Raw genomic sequence first — 21,131 nt, 5'->3', positions numbered from 1 at the left:
CGTATTAGGGAATTAGCAATCATTGCAGAGATTTTCTTTGAAATTTAATGCATTAACTGGCAAAAGTACTGGTATTCATCACCACTTTTTCTCCCTCTTTATTCTGGTAATTATGACTGAAAAAACCAGGAGAAAGGGTACTGGATTTTTGGCATGGCAGTGACGCTTCATTTTTCAACACCACCTCTTCTTTCAAAGACAAGGTTTTTATTCCTTCATTAAGCACGGCCTCATTCACGGTACCCGCTAATTCTTCCAAAAAACAAGGGGATTTCCTCTCAATAAAGTCATTTGTTTTCGCATTGTCTTTTTCAAATCGTTTTTTGTTATTGACGGTACTTAGCGATTGTAACTCATAGTCCTGTTGTGAAAGCGCACATTGTTCTAAAAAAATCTCGCCGCTCGACATCGCCGCATCATGAGCGACTCGATTACCGCCATGGCCATCATACAGTCCGAGAAAGATCGGCATACCATAAACCAGCGTTTGAACCGCAATGGAAATGTTATCCTCTGATTTAGACTCTATGGCACAGGCTGCAAGGAATGCCGCAATTTCGGCTTCTGTCTTAAAGCCCGGTTTGTCCATGTGCGCAAGGCAGGTCAATAAATACATCACCTGACTTTCAATGCGGCTGTCCTCAGCACCATCGGTGAAGCCATCGCAGGTTGAAATCAACTGGATTTTGCTGACGGGCTCTTCCTCCTCTTCCAATAGCTGACTGATACTGGCAATTTCCACCGCCGCGTCGGATATCGCTAATTTATTCCCCTGGGTATCGAGGGTATCGTAGTCGCCAATTGCGCGGGAAACCGAGAGAATGCCATTGATTCTGTTCGACGCATCAATACTCCCGCCGGCTTTAAGGATGCGTTCTTTCTCCGACAGGACCATCGGATGATGAAGCGTGGAATTTAATCGGGTGGCACTGATGACTTCCCCTTTTTTTCCATAGGCGACCAAAAAGGCAACACTGTCGCCAACGGAGGCGGTAATCACACTGTCCCTGCCGTCAAAAACGGTCATGCACGCCGTTGTCCCTGCTTCCACCGTAAAGTGTTTGGCCCGCTCATCGAGCTGCTTGCAGGTCGTCCACAGGCGTTGCCCTATTTTTTGGGGACTTAACGATCGCAGTTGTTTTTCACCCAAAGTATGCCAGGCCAGCGCATCTTCCTGAGTGGATCGCTTGTTTTGGGTTTCAAAGTAAGCAAAATGATGTTCCCTGTCTTCACCCTCAACCACCCCCTTTGATGGGGTGGATATAATCTCTGGCATGGCTCAACCTCAAGGTTTGGTTACGGGATGGATGATTACTTTTTTTTTACAATCCCTGGAAATACCGATAATGTAGACACACTTGATACCATTTTTTATGTTTATAAACAACCACCTTGATCAAAAATGAATAAATTTGAATGGCTCCACCGCCTGATAAGTTTTAACACCGTATCCAGCAACAGCAACCTGGACTTGATTCATGAAATAGCAGGCTGGTTTGAATCGCATCAAATCGAGGCGACGATCATTCCTGGCACGGCGGATGACAAAGCCAACCTGCTCGCCACCTTACCTGCCAGCGACGGCAACCGCCAGGGCGGGCTGTTATTATCCGGTCATACCGATGTGGTGCCGGTGGTCGGCCAACTCTGGGAAACGGATCCTTTCCATGCGGTTGAAAAAGACGGTCGAATTTACGGGCGAGGGGCGTGCGACATGAAAGGGTTTTTAGCCGTCATGTTGGCCATGGTGCCTGAAATCAAAGGTTACATCCTGCAAAAACCTGTGCATTTCGCGTTCACCTGCGATGAAGAAATCGGCTGCCTTGGCGTTGATTTTGTGGCGGACTACCTGAAACAGATGAAGCTTCAGCCTGAAGGCTGCATCATTGGCGAACCGTCCAGCATGAAACCGATTGTCGGAGAAAAATCGCGGCGTGTTTACCATTGTCAGGTCCAGGGCAAAGCCGCGCATTCCTCCATGGTCACCGAAGGCTGTAATGCCATCGTGTATGCAAGCCGCCTGATTACCTACATCAATGATTTGTTTAACCATTTAAAAACCCTGGGGCCTTTCGATGATGCATTTAATATCCCCTATTCCACCATCTCCACCAATTTAATCAGTGGCGGCAATGCCTCCAACATCATTCCCGGGATCTGTGAATTCATGCTGGAAATTCGCTACATCCCCGAATTCCCTTTAGAGCATTTCCGAAGCCAGGTGGAGAACTACATCAATGAGCAATTGTTGCCGGAGATGCAAAAGACTTATAAGGATGCCGCGATTTATTTTGATCAGGTTTCTGACGCTTCAGGCTTTACAGCACGCGAAGACGCACCCATTACCCATTTGTTAAGGACAGTTACCGGCGTGAAAGAGCGGCTTAAAGTCTCTTATGCAACCGAAGCCAGCGCTTTTCAGGACATGGGAATTCCCACCATCATCTGCGGCCCGGGCGACATCGCCGAGGCACACCGCCCCAATGAATTTGTCACACGCGATCAGCTGACCATCTGCGAGCATGTCTTAAAAAACGTCATCCAGTTTTTTTGCGGGCAGGGTGTCTTCTAGCGATTGCGAATGCGATAAAACTTGCAATCCATGCCTAGAAAATGCGCTTCTTTATAAAACCGCATGCCGCATTTTTGCATGACGCGGAATGAGGCCACGTTTTCTTTATCCGCATAGGCAATAATGTAATCCGCCTTGATGTTTTTTTTCGCCCAATTGAGCAGTGCCTTTAACACCTCGGTGGCATAGCCGCGATTCCAGAATTGCCGATGGAACAGGTAACCGACTTTAATTTCACCGCTTTCGAGCTGATCAAAATAAGCTTCGCCTACAAAACGCCTGTCCTTCAAACGAAAAATCACAAAGCAGGGCAAATTTTTATTTTCATGATTTTCAAGGCTTTCCTGAATGAATTCCCTGATTTCACGCCGGCTTAACGTCCCTTCAGGAAAATATTCTTTAACCACGGGATCCTTGTCAATTTCTTCCAGGTACCTCACATCCTCTTCGCGGATGGGACGTAACCCTAACTTTTGCGTTTTAATCACATAAGGCTGCATACATTCTCCTGCTGCTGATGGCTGGCCTCGCGCGGCATGACCAACCTTGTGCAAAATAGGCTATTCTTGTAATTATCACAAAACAAAAGGATTTGAATTGTGAACCACAAGTTAATGGCCTTTATTGTGCTGTTCCTCCTTTTTTGCGCCCATGCCAAAACAGGTCCCCACAATGTCACGGCCTGGGTACAGCAAACCCTGATGGACACCCTGTCTGCCAGTTATGGCGACACCCCGGCCGACATCGACAAGGTGAAACGAAATTACTACCCTGCCGCCTGGTGGCCAATGAACCATTTTTTCAGGGACAGACTTGAACTCATTAAAGCTAAAAAACTCATTCTTCACCCCAAACCCCTCACCCATGCCCGCATCACAGCCTCCGGACCCTGTGGTACATCCCAATGCTGGCGAATCAATCAATCGTATCAAATACCGGAGCTGTCAATTATTATCGATTTTTCACTCCTGGTGGTACCTGCGAGCACCATGGTAAAATCAAAATCGCCATTCCTCATTCAGAGTCTGTCGTTAAAAATAAATGATTATTAACCGGCAGGTTCAGGTTTTCCGGGTATGCTCTGTCTCCTCCTCCCTGTCGGAATACATCACCACCCGATTTCTACCGCGGCTTTTCGCAAGGTACAAGGCTTTATCAGCCGCTTCAATTAATTGCGACGGGGTTTTGCCATCTTCAGGGTACATGGCCACGCCAATCGATACCGTGATATGCCCCACCTGCTGCGCCCCGTATTTAGGCCTTACGGTAGCCACATGATTACGCAGCGCTTCAGCACGCGTCAGTGCGGCCTCTTTCTCGATGTCATACAGCATGACAATGAATTCCTCTCCTCCAAAGCGCGCGGCAATATCGCCCAAACGAATGTCTTCGTATAAAATTTGACCTAATTCTTTTAAAACCGAATCGCCGGCATCATGACCGTAGGTATCATTAATTTTTTTAAAGTGATCAAGGTCAAGCATCAACACGGCAAACGACAATTTACTGCGTTCAGCCTGATGCAACTGTTTGAATAAAAAGTCTTCGAGGTATCGGCGGTTGTACAAACCGGTAAGCGGGTCGCGAATGGATTGATAGCGTAAATTTTCCCTCAGGCGGACATTGGCCAAAGCGAGCGCAGTAAGTTCAGCAAACGCGGTAATCAGCAGCCGTTGATTTTCATCGGCCAATGGAGCAATACCGGGGGACACCTCCATGTACAGCAGGCCGTAAATGTCGTTCTGTGCCATCAGCGGCACACAGAGCACGCGGGAAGGATTGTCCATGGCCTTAATGTGGGTACACATCAAATCATGCAGGGATGAACTGCCCTGATGGATACGTCCCAGACGAATGGCCCAGCATTGATCCGGCGTAAACGTGACTTCATGGGTGGCGGGATTGCCCCAATCGCAGGCTTTCTCAAGGTAGTTTTTCGACGGGTGCATAATGAAAAGGTAACCGCCTGAAAAGGTCAACAGTCGCTCGGCGTATTTGGCCATTACCACGCTCAATTCTTCCTGTGTATTGCAGGCAAGCATGATGTCGCTCATTTCCACCAGAAGGGTAATCTGCTGGTTTTTATCCTGCAATTCCTTCATTCCTTCAGCCAATTGCTCATACGAGCGCTGCAATTCCGTATGCTCCTGCACCCGTTTGGTGATGTTTCGGATACTGTGCACTACCCCATTAATTTCATTGTCCTCGTCCTGAATTAAACTGGAGCTCATTTCATAAATGTTTTTTTCCGCGCCATTCATAAATTCCGCATTCGTCAGGCCGTCATTGCCATGGAGTGATTGCTTCCACTGCTCAGCCATGATCGATTTTGGTTCAGGCACGTCACTCAATGCCTCATCCAACGACATGTGCAGGGTTAGTGATTTGTCAAAAAGACGTTTAAATTCACGTTGATAAGCTTCATTGAAAATGATTAAACGCCCGTCTTTATCAAACGCGGCAATCATGTCGCTTGCGCTTTCAATGATTTTTTTCAGACGCAGGCGAATGTGGTGGTTGTGATCTTCCGTCTGCTTGCGGGTCAGAAGCTCAATATTAGCCAGAATAAAGGCCACAATTAAAAACAACATGCTCAATAAACTGCCGCAGATAAGAATGAAACTGGTGATGTTGGCATTTTCCAAGACGGTGGCATTTCTTTCCCGCAGCAAAATCAATTCCACCGCCTTAATTTCCTGGCCCATGCTTTTCACCCGGTTGGAAAAATCCTGGCTTTGATTCATGAGGCTGACCGCTGAAGGCGTGGTCATGCCTTCCCCGGCTTTGAGCTGCATGACCTGATTCAACAGATTCAATCGCTCGTCAATTAAATGGATATACTGCTTCACCCGCTGATTTTGCTCCGGGTTATCCTTTGTTAACCTGTCCAGTCTGTTTAATTCGGCAGTCAGCGTCGTTTTGATAACATCGATGTCAGCTAAAAGCAGGGATGATCCGGTTAACAGATAAGCTCTCTGGCGTGATTCCGCATCCACCATGCCGTACAGGGTGGATTCCACATTTTGAATGACTCGATGGGTGTGATTCACCCATTGACTGTCGGTGATTAAGTTATTAACCTGCCTGTAGGACGTGATGCTGATAAACAACAACACAGCGACCGCCATAATGAAGATGGCATTCAGAACACCTCGATTCAGCCGCGTATTTTTTAAAAACGAAACGGCAAAAGACGAATATGTGCTTGAATTCTGGTTCATCCCTGATTCTTCGAATTCAATAATCCTTTGCATAGTATAGCTGAATTATTAATGACCACCTTGGTCAAAACGTCGTTGTGATGATCAGTAAGGTTTTCTGACGTTTTAAACGGGCTTGACTATACTGTTCATGAAAAGTCCAATCCATGATTAAGCAGGGAGACTCTCATGCGAAATGAGCACCATGTCGTACCCAATGCCAAAGGCGGTTGGGATATTAAAAAACCCAATGTTCAGTCAACTCTTGGCCATTATTCGACTAAAAAAGAAGCGGTAAATCAGGCAAGAATCATGAGCCGAAGCGCACAGTCTGAACTGGTGATTCATAACAAAAACGGGCAAATAGCCGCTAAAGACAGCCACGGGCACGATCCGCGATCCTCTAAAGGATAAGGATTTAACAGCCCCGGTTCTAACCGATTATAAAGAGGGCATTGATGAAGAAACTGCTGGTCGTTTCACTGGTCGCGCTCAGCCTTTGCGGCCTGATTTATTTAAGCATGCCATGGCTGGGATTTAATATTGCCCTGGGGGAATTATTTGGCAGTTCTTTTTCTTTTTTAAAAACAAGCCCCACAGCACTTGCCTCAAAAGCCCAGGTTACAATTAAACCCTACATCAAGGGTCTTGAAAATCCGCGCTTTATGCACATCACCAGCGCAGGCGATTTACTGGTCAGCGAACCCTTTAAAGGCCGTGTGCTTCTAATCCCCTATCAACAACCACTACAGCGCCGGGTATTGGTTTCAGGCCTGCAAAAACCGCACAGCATGGACGTTCATGACGGTTATCTGTACGTGGCTGAGGAAAACGCGATTGGGCGTATTGCCTTTCAGGAAGACAAAGGAACTACCGTCGGGAATTATAAGCGACTCATTACCGGCATACCTTCCGGCAGCGGGCACTGGACGCGCACGATTCGATTTGGACCTGACGGCTACGCTTATGTCGCTATCGGCTCCTCCTGCAATGCCTGTCTTGAAAAAAATCCGCTGCGTGCCACCATCAGCCGTTTTAAGCCCGGCGAGTCGCAACTGAGCATTTATGCGCGGGGTCTGCGTAATTCCGTGGGTTTTGACTGGTCGCCTGAGGATGGTAAACTCTACGCCACTGAAAATGGACGCGATTTATTAGGCGATCATTTTCCCCCTGAGGAACTCAATGCCATTTTAGAAGATCAGTTTTATGGCTGGCCCTATGCCAACGGCAACCGCGTCCCCGATCCCACCTACGGTCAGGGGCATGAGCAACAGATTAAACAGTCCCTCCCCCCCGTGTTTGAATTTGGCGCACACCAGGCGCCGTTGGGCCTGACTTTCATTAAAAACCGGCAATCCCCCTGGTACGGCAAAGCCTTAGTGGCCTTGCATGGCTCCTGGAACAGCTCCGTGAAAGTCGGTTATAAAGTGGTGATGCTCACCCTGGAAGGAGGGCACATGACTGAAGAAGATTTCATAACCGGTTTTTTAAAGGATGGAAAAGTCATGGGCAGGCCGGTACACGTGGTGGAAGGCAAAACAGGGGAACTTTATTTGTCAGATGACTACAATGGTATTATTTATCTCATTCAAGCCATACAATAAGGGCAGGTGAAAGAATAACGAGCAATTATTCATCCACTTGGAAAATAGCTATACTAAAAAAAGCAGAATGGTTTCATGATGAGGCCAGCCACAGTAGAGATGACTATGAAAACGGACTTGAACTGGTTCCACACAGGCCCTCTGCCTGACAATCTATTAACGGGCCGCTATGATCTGAAACTCGTTGTTTTATCCTATGTCATTGCCGTTTTAGCGTCTTATGTTGCCCTTGACTTTGTGGGCCGGCTTCGCGCGGAAAAATCGCCGCAATATAAAGTTTACTGGATCACAGGCGGCGCCTTTGCCATGGGCGCTGGCATCTGGTCCATGCATTTTATCGGCATGCTCGCCTTCATCATGGCGATGCCCATGAGTTACGAACTGATATGGACTATTTCATCCATGCTGGTTGCCATCGCTGCCTCAGCCTTTGCCCTGTATATCTTAAAGGATCAGAAACGCCCCTTTGCCGAGGTGGCCAAAGGTGGCGTTCTCATTGGATTGGCCATTGCCACCATGCATTACATGGGCATGGAGGGGATGAAAACCCATGTCAATATTCAATACCTTCCCGGCTTATTTATTCTTTCCATTCTGATTGCCCTTTTTGCCTCGGAAGCGGCCCTGTGGTTGACCATTGAGAGCACAAAACGCTCTGGGAAGCAGCAAGTGCTCTTTAAAACAGGCAGCGCCCTGGTCATGGGTATCGCCATATGCGGCATGCATTACACCGGCATGGCCGCGGCGCTGTTTACACCCTTAGCCGGCATGAACATGGAGCACACCACCACCATCCATCCTACCTGGATGGCCCTCTTTATTGCCGGGGTCACCAGCTTGATTATTGTCCTTGCACTCACCGTGTCGACCTACTATCGAAAAATGCTCAATGTTATACAAAATGAAAAAGAATTCCTCAATGTCATGCTCAATAACCTGGATGACGGCATCATCGCCTGCGACGCTCAGGGCAGAATTACGGTGTTTAACCAGGCCCTGCACAAATTTGTCGGCGACATGAAACCCAACTCGCAGGCGATGGAGCAGACCGATTATTTTGAACTGTATGAATTGAACAAGGATACCCCCCTTGCAGTGGAAGACACGCCGCTTTATCAGGCCCTGCGAGGCCAACGCATCCATGGCAAGGAACTTCTGCTTCGATTCAGAAACGGCATCTCGCGCAACGTGGTTATCGACGGGCAACCCATTATCCGCGAAGACGGCTATACCTTAGGCGCGGTGATCGCCATTCATGACATCACCGAACTGAAACAGACTGAAAAAATCAAAAGCGAATTTGTCTCCGTGGTCAGCCATGAATTAAGAACACCGCTGACGTCCATTTTAGGCTCACTGGGTTTAATCATGGGCGGCACCGTGGGGGATTTTTCCGATAAGGCCAAAAAACTGCTGGACATCGCCAACAAAAACTGTGAACGCCTGTTGTTGCTGATTAACGACATCCTCGACATGGAGAAAATCGAAAGCGGCAAGATGGAGTTTGACATCCAGTCCGTGGAATTAAACAAACTGGTCAACGAAGCCATCATTGCCAACAAAACCTATGGGGAAAAATACGGCATCGACATCGAACTGAAAGACAGCCTGCCTGATACCTATGTCCAGGCCGACCCGCACCGCCTCATGCAGGTTCTGGCCAATTTAATTTCCAATGCCGTCAAATTTTCCAATCAGGGCGGTAAAGTCTCGATTTCACTCTCAACCCACGATCAGCAGGTCCGGGTTTCTGTGGCCGATCAGGGTTCAGGCATTCCACTTGAATTTCAGCCCCGGATTTTTCAGAAATTTTCTCAGGCTGATTCCTCCTCCACACGCGGAAAAAGCGGTACCGGCTTAGGTTTGAGTATCAGTAAAATCATTATTGAGAAGCTTGGGGGCAGCATCAATTTCAGCAGCCAGCCGGGTGAGGGCACGACCTTCTACTTCGATTTGCCAAGCAGCGCTTACGTGCCGGTGCGAGAAAGCAGTACGCCTGCCACCGATGAGAAACGGTTTTTAATCTGCGAAGATGACCTGGATCAGGCGAAGTATCTAAGCCTGCTTATGGAGGCTTCCGGTTGGCAATGCGACATCGCCGGTTCTGTGGGTGAGGCCAAAGTGCTGCTCGAAAAACACAATTATGAGGCCATTCTGCTTGATTTAATCCTGCCAGACCAGGATGGCATTACGTTTATCCGTGAATTGCGCAATTCGCCGAAAACCCATGATCTACCCATTATTGTCCTCTCCATCATCGCCGAAACAGGCCAGGCAATCATTAATGGCGATGCTCTCTCCGTCATTGACTGGCTGGAGAAACCCATCAATTTTGGCAAGTTAACGCAGGCCATTTCGCGCATTCACCATCCGCAATCAAGCAGTCTGCCGGTGGTTTTACACATTGAAGATGATGCCGATACCCAGAAAATCATTCACGAGGTCTTAAGTAAAACAGTCAATCTTATTGCAGTGGATACCCTTAAAAAAGCCAAGGCCCAATTGCTGCAAACCAAGGTGGATGCCGTGATTCTTGATCTCCTCCTGCCTGATGGCAATGGCAGTTCGTTGCTGCCTTTGCTTGCCCAGCGCCAGATACCAGTCATTGTCTACTCGGCGACCGAACTGGATAAGGATTTCTCGCGCTATGTCATCGATGCGCTGGTGAAATCAAAAATCACCAATAATGAATTGTTGACCAAAATTAAGAATCTGTTTCCTGAACCCTTAAAGGAAGATCACTATGTCCAGCAAAACTCTTAATACCATTCTTTATGCCGAGGACGAGTCAGATATCCGGGAAATCGCGCAAATCGCGCTGGAAGATTTAGGTGGCTTTGAGGTGATTTATTGCACCAACGGCTTTGATGTCCTTAAAGCGGCCAAAGAGACCGAGCCTGATTTATTGCTTCTCGACGTGATGATGCCTGGCATGGATGGCCCAACGGCTTTAAGCGAACTGCGTAAAATGCCAGGTTATGTGCAAATTCCAGCGATCTTCATGACCGCAAAAATACAAAGCGAAGAAATACAACACTACATGGCCATGGGCGCGCTGGAAGTAATCTCCAAACCCTTTGATCCGATGACATTGGCCGATAAGATTAAATCGGCGTGGGAAAGACAGGCATGAAAGAGGATGTACAGCATAAGTTAAACGCGTTATTTGCAATGTATCGCCAGAGCCTGCCCGGTAAAATTGAGAAACTGCGGGAGGAATGGACCGCTTTGCTGAAAGACTGGGATAAAGCACGTCTGATTGATTTTCATCGCAATGTTCACAGCCTGTGCGGCTCGGCAGGCACCTATGGCTACACCGAATTGGGAAAAGCCGCCCGTTCGCTGGAGGTGTATTTAAAATCTCTGCTGGAGCGCCATGATCCTCTTTCGTTGAACGAACAACGCGAGATAGAACAATTACTGAAATACCTGGAATTGATCCTGACTGACTGTATCGCTGAAGCCCCTTCCCCGGGTCCGGTGAAGGTTGCAAAAAAGCCTCAGGAATTGCTGGTGTATTTATTAGGCAATAGCGATTCTCTCGCTCAAGAATTAAAAAAAAATCTGGAGGAATCCGATTTAAAATTACTCAAAATCACTCAGGCAGCGTCGCTCAAAGACATGATTGAAAAAAAGATCCCCGCAGCCATCCTCATTGATCTGGATTCACTGAAAGAGAAAGAGACCGAATTCCTAACCGACTTCTTAAGCCAATTTAAACGGTCTATTCCCTTGTTTTGCTTAGCGGGTCAAGGGGATATCCTAACCCGGCTTAAAGCCATCCGTCTTGGCAGCACGGATTTTTATCAAAAACCCCTTGATCCTTTTCTGCTGGCTAAAAAATTAATTCAAATCACCATCGGCCAGCCGCGGGAGCCTTACCGCATCCTCATCATTGATGACTCGATCTCGGTTGCAGAATACTATGCCCTGATTTTAAAAGAAGCCGGCATGGAGGCGCGCTTTATTACCAACCCGCTGGCACTGATTGAATCCATTGAAGATTTTCAACCGGATTTGCTGCTTATGGATATCTATATGCCGGAATGCACGGGCCTTGAACTGGCCGTCCTGCTGCGTCAGGAACCGCAATACACAGGCATCCCCATTGTTTTTCTCTCCAGCGAAGGCGATCGCGTCAAACAATTGTCCGCTTTAAACTTGGGCGGTGATGATTTCCTGTTAAAACCCGTGGAGCCTCAGGATTTGATTCATGTTCTGACGTCCCGTGCCAAACGGGCCCGAGTACTTGGATCACTCATGGTCAAAGACAGCTTTACCGGGCTTTATAACCACACCAACATTATCCAGCGTCTTGAAAATGAAGTGTCGCGTGCGCAGCGTAATAAAAAGCCCCTGTCGTTTGCCATGCTGGATATCGATCATTTTAAATTAATCAACGATAATTTTGGCCACCCGGTCGGCGATCAGGTCATCCGTAAAATTGCCATTCTGCTGCAGAATTCCTTTCGACGTTCAGACATCATCGGCCGTTATGGCGGTGAGGAGTTTGCTGTCGTCCTGCCTGAAGTGCAGCAGGCGCATGCCATTCGCATCTGCGACAATTTTCGTCACCAGGTATCCCAGTTGCAATTTGAAGCCAACAATCACCATTTCGTGGTCACGCTCAGCGTGGGCATTGCCTGCTGCCCGCCGGTCAGGGACGTTCAACCCTTGATTAATGCCGCGGATAAAGCCTTGTACATCGCCAAACACAATGGCAGAAATCAGGTTGTTGCCTTCAATGAATCGCTGGATTCGCTCTAAGGCCCGTAGCGGCTATCCCAAACCTTTAGGTGGTTTTATCAATTGTCTGGGTGTTTTTTAAGCTGCTTTCCTTTATTTTGCCCATAAGCGCCGCCAGTTTCTTATCTTCCGTCTCGGATAACAGATCCTGACTCTGTAATTGGCTATAATTGATTTCTGCTTCTTCCAGTTTGGCCATCACCTGTTTGTCCGGCGTTTCTTTTTTCGCTTCATTCGCTATTTGCGTCAGTATGCCCTTACAATGATTATACCGGATTTTGTCCTTTAGTTTTTTAACCTCAGGTAAGGACTCATCCTGACGCTTTAACCATTGTAAAGCCAGATTATTGTAATTTTCCACCAAGTTATATTGCTGTTGTTGTTTGGCAATGATTAATAAATTGGAATATATTTTCACTAACTCCAAGGAGTATTCCGCTGAAAAAAAGGTGTCTAACAGGTTAGCCGCGGCCTTGTAATAAATCTTCGCAGTCGCTTTCTGGTCATTTAGAAAAAGCCGGCCGGCAACCTCCTTGTAACTCCTCGCCAAATCAAGCAATTCGTCTTTAACAACGTTCTGTTTATGGGCTGGCATCAATTCCAGGGCACTAAATAAGGCTTTCTCGCAATCGCGCAAGGCTTCCTCCTGAAGAACGACACTGGTTTTGGATAGACGAATTCGTCGGATAGGCTGTTGGTCGCTTTTTTCATGTGCGGCAATCGCAAAATGCTCTCTGGCCAGAGCCAGCTGTTCCAGTGCGAGTTGTGTATTGATGTCATCCAGGCCAGCCTCAAGCGTTAACCGGTCGATATCGGTCTCGACCTGGGATAAAGCCGCCATGTACATTTTTTTCGTCTGGGGCAGGGCATTTTTTATTTTTTCTTTCTCCAGGCGGTACTCCGATTGCAGGGTCTGCTCATGCCATCCCATGGGATTTTGCACCAACACCTCATAGGGTTTTAATGCCCCAGGTATATTTCCGCCGCTTTTAACCAATGCCGTAATAAACGATTCTGCTCTTAAAACGCCGCTGCGAATTCCTATTCCCAGGCGAAAATCCGGTTTGATGTGCGCATCACCCATAGGTAACGCAATGAAGGGCAAGGCACTGGTTTGCAGATAGACTTCATTCACCTTGTCCGGATCGACAACAAAAGCGCTGAATTTCAGAGGATCGTCTTCGACGTGGAACTTAAGCGCATGGCCTGTCTTGAATTCGATTAACGCCGACAACCACTCCTTCTGTTTGGATTGGGAAATCGAATTAAACTGCGGCGGGGTTTCATAATAAAGATAAAAAAGCACCGACTCGTCAGTGGTGTAGCGGCGTTGACTGAGTTCCGGCTCAACAAATTCAGGCCATTTAAATTCACTGCGCAAACGCTGCAACCCCAATGCACGCTGCAAAGGATCCCTTTGGGTGTCTTCAATCATTCGTGCAGCATTGGTGGTATCCATGGTCACATAGGCAACAAAATGATTTTTCCTGGGATTATCACCCACCGTTGAAACCGTGAATTTGGTCCCAGGCGGCAGCTGGCTATTGACCGCAGAAATCAGTTTGCGTCTTGCTCCCGTGCAATCAAACGCGTAATCACACGTCAGGCGCTGGCCATTATCAAGCAGTAAATCCCCCTGCGGGCTCATGCCGGTCAGAGCGGCTTTGACAAACTGGATGGGGTAATGCTTTGCCTCCTTGAGCAAAGCCGCTTCAAGCCGGCCGATGAAGATGGAACTGTCACTGTCATCACTGGCTTTCAGTACCTCATTACCGAGTTTGATGTGCCGTTCAATCAAGTCCAGCACATTCTTTGCAACAATGCCCGGCCGATTGTAATCATTGAGTTTCGGTTCAATAATGATGATTTTAAATTCACTCAATTGACTGCCTAAGACCTGGCTCAACCGGATGGCCAGATACAAACCGATGGGACCGCCGCCTACAATAGCAATTGTTTTCATTTTTGCAACAAAATAATCAAAACATAATCTAATTGTAATTAAAAATTATTATGTGATTATTAACAGAACAAAATCGCGCAGACGCCCGCAGGGCCGCGACAGCGTCTATAGTTATAAAAAGGACTTTTGCAGGCTCATCATGGAAAAAAAGGGTGTCCATATCGGTACGTCAGGCTGGAGCTATCCTGGCTGGATAGGGATTTTCTATCCTGAAAAAATCAAGCCCGATCAGGTTTTGCCGTGTTATACCCAGACGTTTGCTTCCGTTGAACTCAACAACAGCTTTTATCAGGTTCCCAAAGAAAAAAATGTCAGGAAATGGGTGGCCATGACCCCAGCGGATTTTGTTTTTTCCTGCAAAGCTAACCGTTACATCACCCACATCAAACGTTTGCGTGACGTGACTGAAACTACCGTCAACCTGCTCCAGGCATTCAGTCATTTTGAGGACAAATTGGGCGCTATTCTTTTCCAGTTTCCGCCCTATTGGCCTCTCAATATCCTGGTACTCAAGGCGTTTGTTGAAAGCCTGCCGAAACAATACCTGTACACCTTTGAGTTTCGTCATCAAAGCTGGTTTTGCGATGCACTTTATGAATTACTGCACCAGCATGACATGAGCCTGTGTTTTTATGACTTTAAAACCTACCAGTCCCCGGAGGTGGTGACCGGCTCCTTTATCTACATTCGCATGCACGGCCCTAACCCTTCGGCGTATCAGGGTTCTTACGGAGACGAGACGCTCAAACGGTACGCCAGCAAGATCACCGCCTGGCACGATGAGGGAAAACCGGTCTTCTGTTATTTTGATAATGATGAAAAGTGTTGCGCCCCCAATGACGCCTTTCGCCTTAAAACATTATTAAATTCAATAAATTAGCGACCATGAAGACATCCCTTTCGAAAAGAAGTGTAGATTTTTTTACCTAACCCCTTTACATTAAAACAAGGGATGATCTTAAAGGACTTATGATGATTTCGATGACCGCTTACTGGCAATGCTTTAAAGACTTAATCAACCAACTTCCTCAGGTCAAAACAAATCCAGAATATGCACGGCAAATTCAAATCGCCAGAAATTTAATTCGCATCGGGCTGCAGATCGAGACCCAGGGGATTACCGAAATTAAGGAAGTGGCTAATCACCTGCATCATGAGGCGGTGAAATTTAATAACAACGTTGCATTCAAAACAGAAGAAGAGGATTACGAATTTCATTTACCGAAGATCACCAGCCGGGAAAGCTTGATTTTTGCCATAGTCTACTACCAGCATCTGAAAAATTATCGCAACGTGCAGTATGAAGGCACGATTTGGATGCTTCGGTCCTTTGTCGTTAAATCCGTTGAGGACAAGAAAAAATCGACTGCCTGTCAAGCCTTAGCCCTTCTGGACCAGATTAAACCCTATTGCGTAGAGAATGGCATTCCTCTCATGCATGATCAGTTAGACCGGGGAGAAACGGAAAGCCCCAAGGATTACATTACCCGGCTGGTCAAGCTGTTCGCTTCCGTGCCCGCCCCGCAGGAACAAAAAAAAGAAATACCCATTGAACCCATTGAGCCCAAGCCCTTATTGATTCCTTCTGAAGAAATCTCAGGACTTGAAGTCTGCAAAAAGCTTGAAAAAAAGCTGACTGTTTTTGCGTCCCAGCGTTCTGAGCTTAAGGCAAAGCTGGCCTCATTCGAACAAAAATTAAATCATTTCAATGCAGCCAGTCAAAATTATTACACCTGCCGAAGCCGCTGGGAACAACTGTCCTGGTTTACACAATGCTATTACTGGATAAAATCCTGTTTTTTTTCGGTTGAACTCATCGAATCCCTCCAGACTACCGCGCTTCAATACGAAAGCGCCGAAAAAGCCCTGCATCATGAAATCAATGACGATGAGCTCAAACAAATTACCATCAGCCAAAACGAGGAATTGTCCTCGGCCAAGGATTGGGAACGATACCGCCATCAATTGCAATACCATCTTCAGGAGGTACAGAAAAATTATGAACAAACCCACGAGCGACTTCAAAAGGTTAAATTAACCCAACAGGAACAAAAAAATCAGGCACTGCTCCAGCAATTGCGCGATTTACAGGAGGAAAAGCAACTCCTTAAGGATCAATACCACAAACTGCTGGCTCAACAGGCGACTCAAACTGCGCGGATACAAGAGGAAACAGCAGATACCAGACAACTTCTCGTGGAGGAAACATCAGAGACAAGCGATGAAGAGGACCTCATCGAATCGCATACCAGTTCCATTGAGAATGAACCAGGTTATTATGGTTTTTTTAAAAACTACCTGCCGAGCAATGCCACAATCACTCACATCACGGTGGCGTTGGGTGCCATTGCTACCCAACAGTTGATGACTTAATGACGCTGGGGCGTGACTCATTTTCACGCCCACACGCTAGGGCTTGAATGGTTGCCCATTGACAATCAATTGCTGATTTTCCAACTTAAAGCTTACCACGTAATCCTCCCCTTCACGTTTTAAAATACCCCTGCTGACGTAATCCTTAAGCAGTTGATCGGCCTGTTGTTCGACATCCGGGTTTTGATTGGCAGGGACCGGGTTGGCCGCCTCCAACGTCAGGGCCTGCTCCCTTGAAGCCGCAGGCGCAGACGGTGGCGCATGCCGTTTCAGTGATTCCATCAACAAGGCTTTGACAACCTTCACCGGCGCCCGGAATTGCCCTTCACCGTGCACTTTTTCCATGAATTTTGCATCGTCTTTGGGATGAACCTCAGGGAAAATCACTTTAAAATGGCCAATCACCTTGCCCTCAGGCAGGGTTAAATCAAATTCCGAGAGTTCGATAACCGGTCCTTTGGCGAGCAAGTCAGGCAATGCCATCATGACCGCCATCATTGCCCTGTCCGGGTTGCTCTGCGCCGTGGAATTCCACAGCTGCTGATTGATTTTCGCAAAAGCGGCCCTATCCACCCTGCGAATGCTCAATTTCATCGTGGCCGGACCATAGGTCTGGTTGTTCGCAAACAGCTTCTGCAGGGACAATTGCCAATCAAACCGCAGGTTGTCATCCTCAATCTGATTGGTGACGGTCAAATTAAAGCGCGTCAGATCAAACCACGTCTGTCCGGGTGTAGTAAACGTCAGGGAAGGCAGGAAAAGCCGGGTTTTCCCCACCCACAACCACTCCTGATAGCGTGTTGATTCCGTCTCACTGACGATTTTCTGAAGTTTTAATTTAAAATCCTTAGAACTGATGGTTAAACCACCCGCCTTAAGATGGCTTTCAAACCCGTTTAAATGCGGCGACAAACCCAGCCAGAGACGAAGCCCTTGCCAATCGAACTGAAAACCGCCCAAGGAGGGATTGATTTCCGTGTACAACGTCATCGCTGGCAGGGTATAGGTCATGATGGTTTTGTTCAGGTAACTGATGAATGCGCCATAATGGGTTGCGGGGCGAGTCGTTACCTGCGCTGTTCCAAAACGAAGGCCCGTCTCGGTTGCGATGACAGGTCCATGCTGAATCAGCAAAGGGAATCCAACCCGAATCGTCACCGGCGGCCCCATGGTCGCCTGCCCATCCGCCCCGGTGATGGGCTGGGGTGGAACATGGAGCTTAAAGTGCAGCAGGGCATGCGATGAAAACCAGCCGCGATGGTACTTTTCCAGTGAAATGTTAAAGACAGGGCTGTCAGGTAAGGCATCGATATTCTGGCTTAACGTACGCATGGCCATCCACCCCATCACGTAATAAGCCCCCAAAACCATTATCGTCAGCACGATAAGAAAACCAGTCCATTTTTTCATGCGGTACTTAATTGGATTCCCTTGGTATATTATTTAGTTGAGATCGGGCATTTTGCAAATTAAAGCGTGCTCTCGGCGTCAACACCGGGACATACCCTCGCCAATCTGCATCAAAAAAACCTGACTGCATTCCTATTGACCATCCCCCAGGAGAACAATATAGTGATAGGACGTTGACTGGACCGATAGCACAGGAAGAATAATGAAGCTGTATCGCTCCCTTTCAGAAATAATGGCCTTTTTGCAACGCAAACCCAAAGAAGTGATCGCCATCATCAGTTTAAACGGCCAGGCTTATTTTGTTTTTCGCAGTAATCCGCATCCGGAAATTGCCACTCTCAAACAGGCGCAGGCCAAAATAGCCATCAGCAATGAATTGCAGGTGAGTGCCCCAAAGCATGGGAATAAGGAAAAAAAACAACGCCTTTATCAGTTCATGCTGGCAGATAACGTACCAGCCGTATTTCCGGAATCCAATCACGCAGAAGAAAATCTGATTCGCCGTTTTCCCGATGTGTTAAGCCAGTTTAAATCCACGTTTCCCGGACAAAAAATCATTAACATCACCATCTTTCTCTCGCATTCCCCCTGTTGTGCAGAGGGTGAAAAAAAACACAGCGACGCACGCCCTATTAATGGTTTTTTCTTTCCAGCCGGCTGCAATAAAAAATTGTCAGTATTCTTTGAAAAGGGAAATTACAAGGCGCTTGATGCGTCATTGTTTGTAAACACTAAATTTAAAGTACAATACCTTTATCGCTTTAACCACACAGTTGAAGAGCAAGAACCATTTATTCGGCAGGCTGATCCGCTTCTTCACAGCGTATTGGCGCAAAAAATGGAAAAGTGCGGGCAGTGAATTTTCATCTTTTTATACTATGCTTAAATAAGTCAGACAACTTGGATTAACAGTATGAAAAAGACACCCGAACACTCCAAAAACCGCTTAAATAAAACCAAAAAAATAGCTGAAAAAGATCTTCAAAAAATTTCTGGCGGCTCCGGAAAATGGGATTGGAGAGAAGATCAGCGAAGCAAAGAGGAAAATGACTACAACAATGCCCATTTTAAAGATTAGTCGCATCCGCTTCACACCCATTGAACCGCCCTCTTCCCGGGAAGAGGGTTATTCATAACGCTTTTATCCTGCTTAAAAGAAAGCTACTCTGGATGGTCATGGATTAGATCATGGGGTCACAGTATGCAGAAATGGATGAGCTATTGGATAATCCTGCTGCTAATCAGCGGGTTCAGCAGCAGGGCAGCAGCCGTTAAAGACAGGATGACTGAACAGGTCAAAGCCTACGTGGAGTCGACCTGGGATGTCCTGGTCAGGGATACGAATCAATTGGACTGGTCACATGCAGATGACAAATTGAACTCAACTCAGACTATCCTCTATATTTCACGCCGGGAAAACCTGCAACACATTAAAAACCGTGTTGCCGGCACATCCAAATCGGCGAAGAAGCCTGTGATCATTCGGACTCTGCCTGAAGATGTAAGCCATATCCAGGAGCATGGACTGCTTTATTTACCCCACCCTTATGTTGTACCCGGCGGTCGATTTAATGAAATGTATGGCTGGGACAGCTATTTTATTCAACTGGGATTACTTGAAAGCGGCAGACTACAATTGGCCAGATGCATGGTGGACAACCTGATATATGAAATTAATCATTACGGTACCATCCTCAATGCGAATCGCACGTATTATTTACAACGATCCCAACCCCCTTTATTAACAGGAATGATCCTGGCTTATTACCGCCGAACTCACGATAAGCAATGGTTAGAAACCACTCTTCCTGCGATCAATACCTTTTATCAATTCTGGGTAAGTCCACCGCATTTGAATGCCGAAACCGGGTTGTCGCGTTATTACGCTCAGGGTGAAGGGCCTGCTCCTGAAGAATCGGAGACCTATTATCAGAACGTGTTACGCTATTTTAAAACCCATAACATTCGTGATTATGACAAGTCCCTGTATTACGACGCCAACCGTGGGACATTAACGCCGGCCTTTTATCTAGCCGATAGGACAGTACGGGAGTCAGGATTGGATATCTCGAATAAATATGGGCCTTTTGGCGCAGCCATCGTTGATTATATCCCCGTTGATTTAAATGTTTTTCTTTATCAAATGGAAAAAGAAACGGGTGAAATTTATACCCTTTTGAACCGTTCCAAATCCGCTTCAGTCTGGCAGAAACGGGCGAGCCAACGTGCCGCACGCATCAATCAATACTTATGGGATAATCAACGCGGTTTTTACTTTGATTACAATCACAAAACCAAACAATTACGGCCGTACCTGTTTGCTACCACGCTTTATCCATTGTGGGCAGGCCTGGCGACCAAGGAACAAGCCAAGGCAGTGGTAAGAAACCTGCCTCTTTTAATGGGTAAAGGCGGGCTCTTGGCCAGCCCTTATAAACAGGGAGTGCAGTGGGATGCTCCCTTTGGCTGGGCTCCCATGCACTATTTTGCCGTGGAGGGATTAAAACGGTATGGGTACCGCTCAGAAGCGCTGGATTTAGCCCAACGATTTGTCAATACGGTGAACAAGGGATTTGCAAAAACGCAGGCCGTTTTTGAAAAATACGACGTGTTGGATGAAAGCATCCATACATCCGGAAAAATCCATTACAGCTACACCAGCAATGAAGTTGGTTTTGGCTGGACCAATGGCGTGTATTTGTTATTTCTTAATGAGTTGGACGCCGCTTAAAATCCAGCGGCGCCTGCAAGGCTATCTGAAAATGCCTTTTCCGCTAATTCCACAGCCAGATAACGCCATTGAGGTAAGCGGCAAACACGAGCCAGACCAGATAAGGCATTAACAAGACAGCAAGGGTTCTTTTTTCAGGATACAGACGATAAATCATTATCCCCGTCAGACTGGCAATGAGAATAATCCACAGCAGACTAAACCCTGTCCAATGCCGCTGGAAGAAGAAAGGCGTCCAACTCCAATTCATGACCAGTTGTAACAGGTAAAGGTAAAATAACGGCCTGACACGCGGCTCTTTTCTATTCGTCCACAAGACCCATCCGACGTAAGCAAGCAGCAGGTACAACAGGCTCCAGACTGTTGAAAATACCCAGGGCGGAGGCGTTAAACTGGACTTATTCAGATGCTCATACCAGGGGAAGATATTGGCTTTGGTTAACAGACCAAAAAGAAACCCGACGCCTTGAAGGACAATAACCCAGAGAAGGAGTTCGATCCCCTTTTTAATGTTCAACTGTTTCTCCTGTAA

18 protein-coding genes are annotated in these 21,131 nt (G+C 47.1%); 12 read left to right on the top strand and 6 right to left on the bottom strand.

The window, feature by feature from the left end:
• Positions 1 to 52: 52 nt before the first annotated feature.
• Entirely contained in the window at positions 53 to 1,276 is a 1,224-nt protein-coding gene (locus Lrub_RS09555) for a PP2C family serine/threonine-protein phosphatase (protein WP_058531884.1), read from the bottom strand.
• Positions 1,277 to 1,402: 126 nt separating this feature from the next.
• Between Lrub_RS09555 and argE the strand changes: the two genes are divergently transcribed.
• The gene (gene argE, locus Lrub_RS09550; protein WP_058531883.1) at positions 1,403 to 2,572 is read left to right on the top strand and encodes an acetylornithine deacetylase; all 1,170 of its coding nucleotides are present in this window, start codon (positions 1,403 to 1,405) and stop codon (positions 2,570 to 2,572) included.
• On the opposite strand, the gene Lrub_RS09545 is transcribed toward argE, so the two are convergent.
• On the bottom strand, positions 2,569 to 3,072 hold the full coding sequence (locus Lrub_RS09545) for a GNAT family N-acetyltransferase (RefSeq protein WP_058531882.1): 504 nt from the start codon (positions 3,070 to 3,072) through the stop codon (positions 2,569 to 2,571). The two genes, argE and Lrub_RS09545, sit on opposite strands and share 4 nt — an antisense overlap.
• 99 nt (positions 3,073 to 3,171) lie before the next feature.
• Here Lrub_RS09545 and Lrub_RS09540 point away from each other — a divergent pair, with 99 nt between their 5' ends.
• A complete protein-coding gene (locus tag Lrub_RS09540) occupies positions 3,172 to 3,624 on the top strand; it encodes a hypothetical protein (protein WP_237760792.1) in 453 nt (150 codons plus the stop codon).
• A 9-nt stretch (positions 3,625 to 3,633) separates the two neighbouring features.
• Here the strand turns inward: Lrub_RS09540 and Lrub_RS09535 are convergent, their stop codons facing one another.
• On the bottom strand, positions 3,634 to 5,793 hold the full coding sequence (locus tag Lrub_RS09535) for a sensor domain-containing diguanylate cyclase (protein ID WP_058531880.1): 2,160 nt from the start codon (positions 5,791 to 5,793) through the stop codon (positions 3,634 to 3,636).
• Between the two features lie 168 nt (positions 5,794 to 5,961).
• Here Lrub_RS09535 and Lrub_RS09530 point away from each other — a divergent pair, with 168 nt between their 5' ends.
• From Lrub_RS09530 to Lrub_RS09510, 5 genes are all read left to right on the top strand, one after another.
• A complete protein-coding gene (locus Lrub_RS09530; RefSeq protein ID WP_058531879.1) occupies positions 5,962 to 6,186 on the top strand; it encodes a DUF2188 domain-containing protein in 225 nt (74 codons plus the stop codon).
• A gap of 44 nt (positions 6,187 to 6,230) precedes the next feature.
• The gene (locus Lrub_RS09525) at positions 6,231 to 7,376 is read left to right on the top strand and encodes a PQQ-dependent sugar dehydrogenase (protein ID WP_058531878.1); all 1,146 of its coding nucleotides are present in this window, start codon (positions 6,231 to 6,233) and stop codon (positions 7,374 to 7,376) included.
• Between the two features lie 99 nt (positions 7,377 to 7,475).
• Positions 7,476 to 10,139, top strand: coding sequence for a hybrid sensor histidine kinase/response regulator (locus tag Lrub_RS09520; RefSeq protein ID WP_237760791.1), 2,664 nt, complete (start codon positions 7,476 to 7,478; stop codon positions 10,137 to 10,139).
• A complete protein-coding gene (locus tag Lrub_RS09515) occupies positions 10,120 to 10,509 on the top strand; it encodes a response regulator (RefSeq protein ID WP_058531876.1) in 390 nt (129 codons plus the stop codon). The genes Lrub_RS09520 and Lrub_RS09515 overlap by 20 nt, the downstream gene beginning before the upstream one ends.
• Positions 10,506 to 12,143, top strand: a complete 1,638-nt coding sequence (locus Lrub_RS09510; RefSeq protein WP_058531875.1) for a diguanylate cyclase — start codon at positions 10,506 to 10,508, stop codon at positions 12,141 to 12,143. The genes Lrub_RS09515 and Lrub_RS09510 overlap by 4 nt, the downstream gene beginning before the upstream one ends.
• A 25-nt stretch (positions 12,144 to 12,168) precedes the next feature.
• Here the strand turns inward: Lrub_RS09510 and Lrub_RS09505 are convergent, their stop codons facing one another.
• The gene (locus Lrub_RS09505; protein ID WP_058531874.1) at positions 12,169 to 14,085 is read right to left on the bottom strand and encodes an FAD-dependent oxidoreductase; all 1,917 of its coding nucleotides are present in this window, start codon (positions 14,083 to 14,085) and stop codon (positions 12,169 to 12,171) included.
• A gap of 139 nt (positions 14,086 to 14,224) precedes the next feature.
• Between Lrub_RS09505 and Lrub_RS09500 the strand changes: the two genes are divergently transcribed.
• The gene (locus tag Lrub_RS09500) at positions 14,225 to 14,965 is read left to right on the top strand and encodes a DUF72 domain-containing protein (protein WP_058531873.1); all 741 of its coding nucleotides are present in this window, start codon (positions 14,225 to 14,227) and stop codon (positions 14,963 to 14,965) included.
• Between the two features lie 89 nt (positions 14,966 to 15,054).
• Positions 15,055 to 16,458, top strand: coding sequence for a hypothetical protein (locus Lrub_RS09495; protein WP_133134050.1), 1,404 nt, complete (start codon positions 15,055 to 15,057; stop codon positions 16,456 to 16,458).
• 36 nt (positions 16,459 to 16,494) lie between these two features.
• Here the strand turns inward: Lrub_RS09495 and Lrub_RS09490 are convergent, their stop codons facing one another.
• The gene (locus Lrub_RS09490; RefSeq protein ID WP_058531871.1) at positions 16,495 to 17,868 is read right to left on the bottom strand and encodes a YdgA family protein; all 1,374 of its coding nucleotides are present in this window, start codon (positions 17,866 to 17,868) and stop codon (positions 16,495 to 16,497) included.
• Positions 17,869 to 18,070: 202 nt separating this feature from the next.
• On the opposite strand from Lrub_RS09490, the gene Lrub_RS09485 reads away from it, so the two are divergent.
• From Lrub_RS09485 to Lrub_RS09480, 3 genes are all read left to right on the top strand, one after another.
• Entirely contained in the window at positions 18,071 to 18,727 is a 657-nt protein-coding gene (locus tag Lrub_RS09485) for a hypothetical protein (protein ID WP_058531870.1), read from the top strand.
• A gap of 54 nt (positions 18,728 to 18,781) precedes the next feature.
• Positions 18,782 to 18,946: a hypothetical protein gene (locus tag Lrub_RS14800; protein WP_156413037.1), complete on the top strand. Its 165-nt coding sequence runs from the start codon at positions 18,782 to 18,784 to the stop codon at positions 18,944 to 18,946.
• A 123-nt stretch (positions 18,947 to 19,069) separates the two neighbouring features.
• Positions 19,070 to 20,599 carry a trehalase family glycosidase gene (locus tag Lrub_RS09480; RefSeq protein ID WP_058531869.1) on the top strand — a complete coding sequence of 510 codons (1,530 nt, stop codon included), beginning with the start codon at positions 19,070 to 19,072 and terminating at the stop codon, positions 20,597 to 20,599.
• A 43-nt stretch (positions 20,600 to 20,642) separates the two neighbouring features.
• Here the strand turns inward: Lrub_RS09480 and Lrub_RS09475 are convergent, their stop codons facing one another.
• Positions 20,643 to 21,116, bottom strand: a complete 474-nt coding sequence (locus tag Lrub_RS09475; protein WP_058532268.1) for a TspO/MBR family protein — start codon at positions 21,114 to 21,116, stop codon at positions 20,643 to 20,645.
• Positions 21,117 to 21,131 lie beyond the last annotated feature (15 nt).

This window comes from Legionella rubrilucens, assembly GCF_001468125.1.
Lineage (GTDB): Bacteria > Pseudomonadota > Gammaproteobacteria > Legionellales > Legionellaceae > Legionella_C > Legionella_C rubrilucens.
Note: the sequence above shows the minus strand (reverse complement) of the source record. Positions and strands in the feature narration are given on the sequence as shown.

Excerpts from the sequence above, each read along its gene's own strand:
- Lrub_RS09555 (WP_058531884.1), bottom strand. The coding sequence starts at position 1,276 with ATGCCAGAGATTATATCCACCCCATCAAAGGGGGTGGTTGAGGGTGAA.
- Lrub_RS09490 (WP_058531871.1), bottom strand. The coding sequence starts at position 17,868 with ATGAAAAAATGGACTGGTTTTCTTATCGTGCTGACGATAATGGTTTTG.
- Lrub_RS09500 (WP_058531873.1), top strand. The coding sequence starts at position 14,225 with ATGGAAAAAAAGGGTGTCCATATCGGTACGTCAGGCTGGAGCTATCCT.
- Lrub_RS09520 (WP_237760791.1), top strand. The coding sequence starts at position 7,476 with ATGACTATGAAAACGGACTTGAACTGGTTCCACACAGGCCCTCTGCCT.
- Lrub_RS09535 (WP_058531880.1), bottom strand. The coding sequence starts at position 5,793 with ATGAACCAGAATTCAAGCACATATTCGTCTTTTGCCGTTTCGTTTTTA.
- Lrub_RS09485 (WP_058531870.1), top strand. The coding sequence starts at position 18,071 with ATGAAGCTGTATCGCTCCCTTTCAGAAATAATGGCCTTTTTGCAACGC.
- Lrub_RS09495 (WP_133134050.1), top strand. The coding sequence starts at position 15,055 with ATGATGATTTCGATGACCGCTTACTGGCAATGCTTTAAAGACTTAATC.
- Lrub_RS09525 (WP_058531878.1), top strand. The coding sequence starts at position 6,231 with ATGAAGAAACTGCTGGTCGTTTCACTGGTCGCGCTCAGCCTTTGCGGC.
- argE (WP_058531883.1), top strand. The coding sequence starts at position 1,403 with ATGAATAAATTTGAATGGCTCCACCGCCTGATAAGTTTTAACACCGTA.
- Lrub_RS09480 (WP_058531869.1), top strand. The coding sequence starts at position 19,070 with ATGCAGAAATGGATGAGCTATTGGATAATCCTGCTGCTAATCAGCGGG.
- Lrub_RS09505 (WP_058531874.1), bottom strand. The coding sequence starts at position 14,085 with ATGAAAACAATTGCTATTGTAGGCGGCGGTCCCATCGGTTTGTATCTG.
- Lrub_RS14800 (WP_156413037.1), top strand. The coding sequence starts at position 18,782 with ATGAAAAAGACACCCGAACACTCCAAAAACCGCTTAAATAAAACCAAA.
- Lrub_RS09510 (WP_058531875.1), top strand. The coding sequence starts at position 10,506 with ATGAAAGAGGATGTACAGCATAAGTTAAACGCGTTATTTGCAATGTAT.
- Lrub_RS09515 (WP_058531876.1), top strand. The coding sequence starts at position 10,120 with ATGTCCAGCAAAACTCTTAATACCATTCTTTATGCCGAGGACGAGTCA.
- Lrub_RS09530 (WP_058531879.1), top strand. The coding sequence starts at position 5,962 with ATGCGAAATGAGCACCATGTCGTACCCAATGCCAAAGGCGGTTGGGAT.
- Lrub_RS09545 (WP_058531882.1), bottom strand. The coding sequence starts at position 3,072 with ATGCAGCCTTATGTGATTAAAACGCAAAAGTTAGGGTTACGTCCCATC.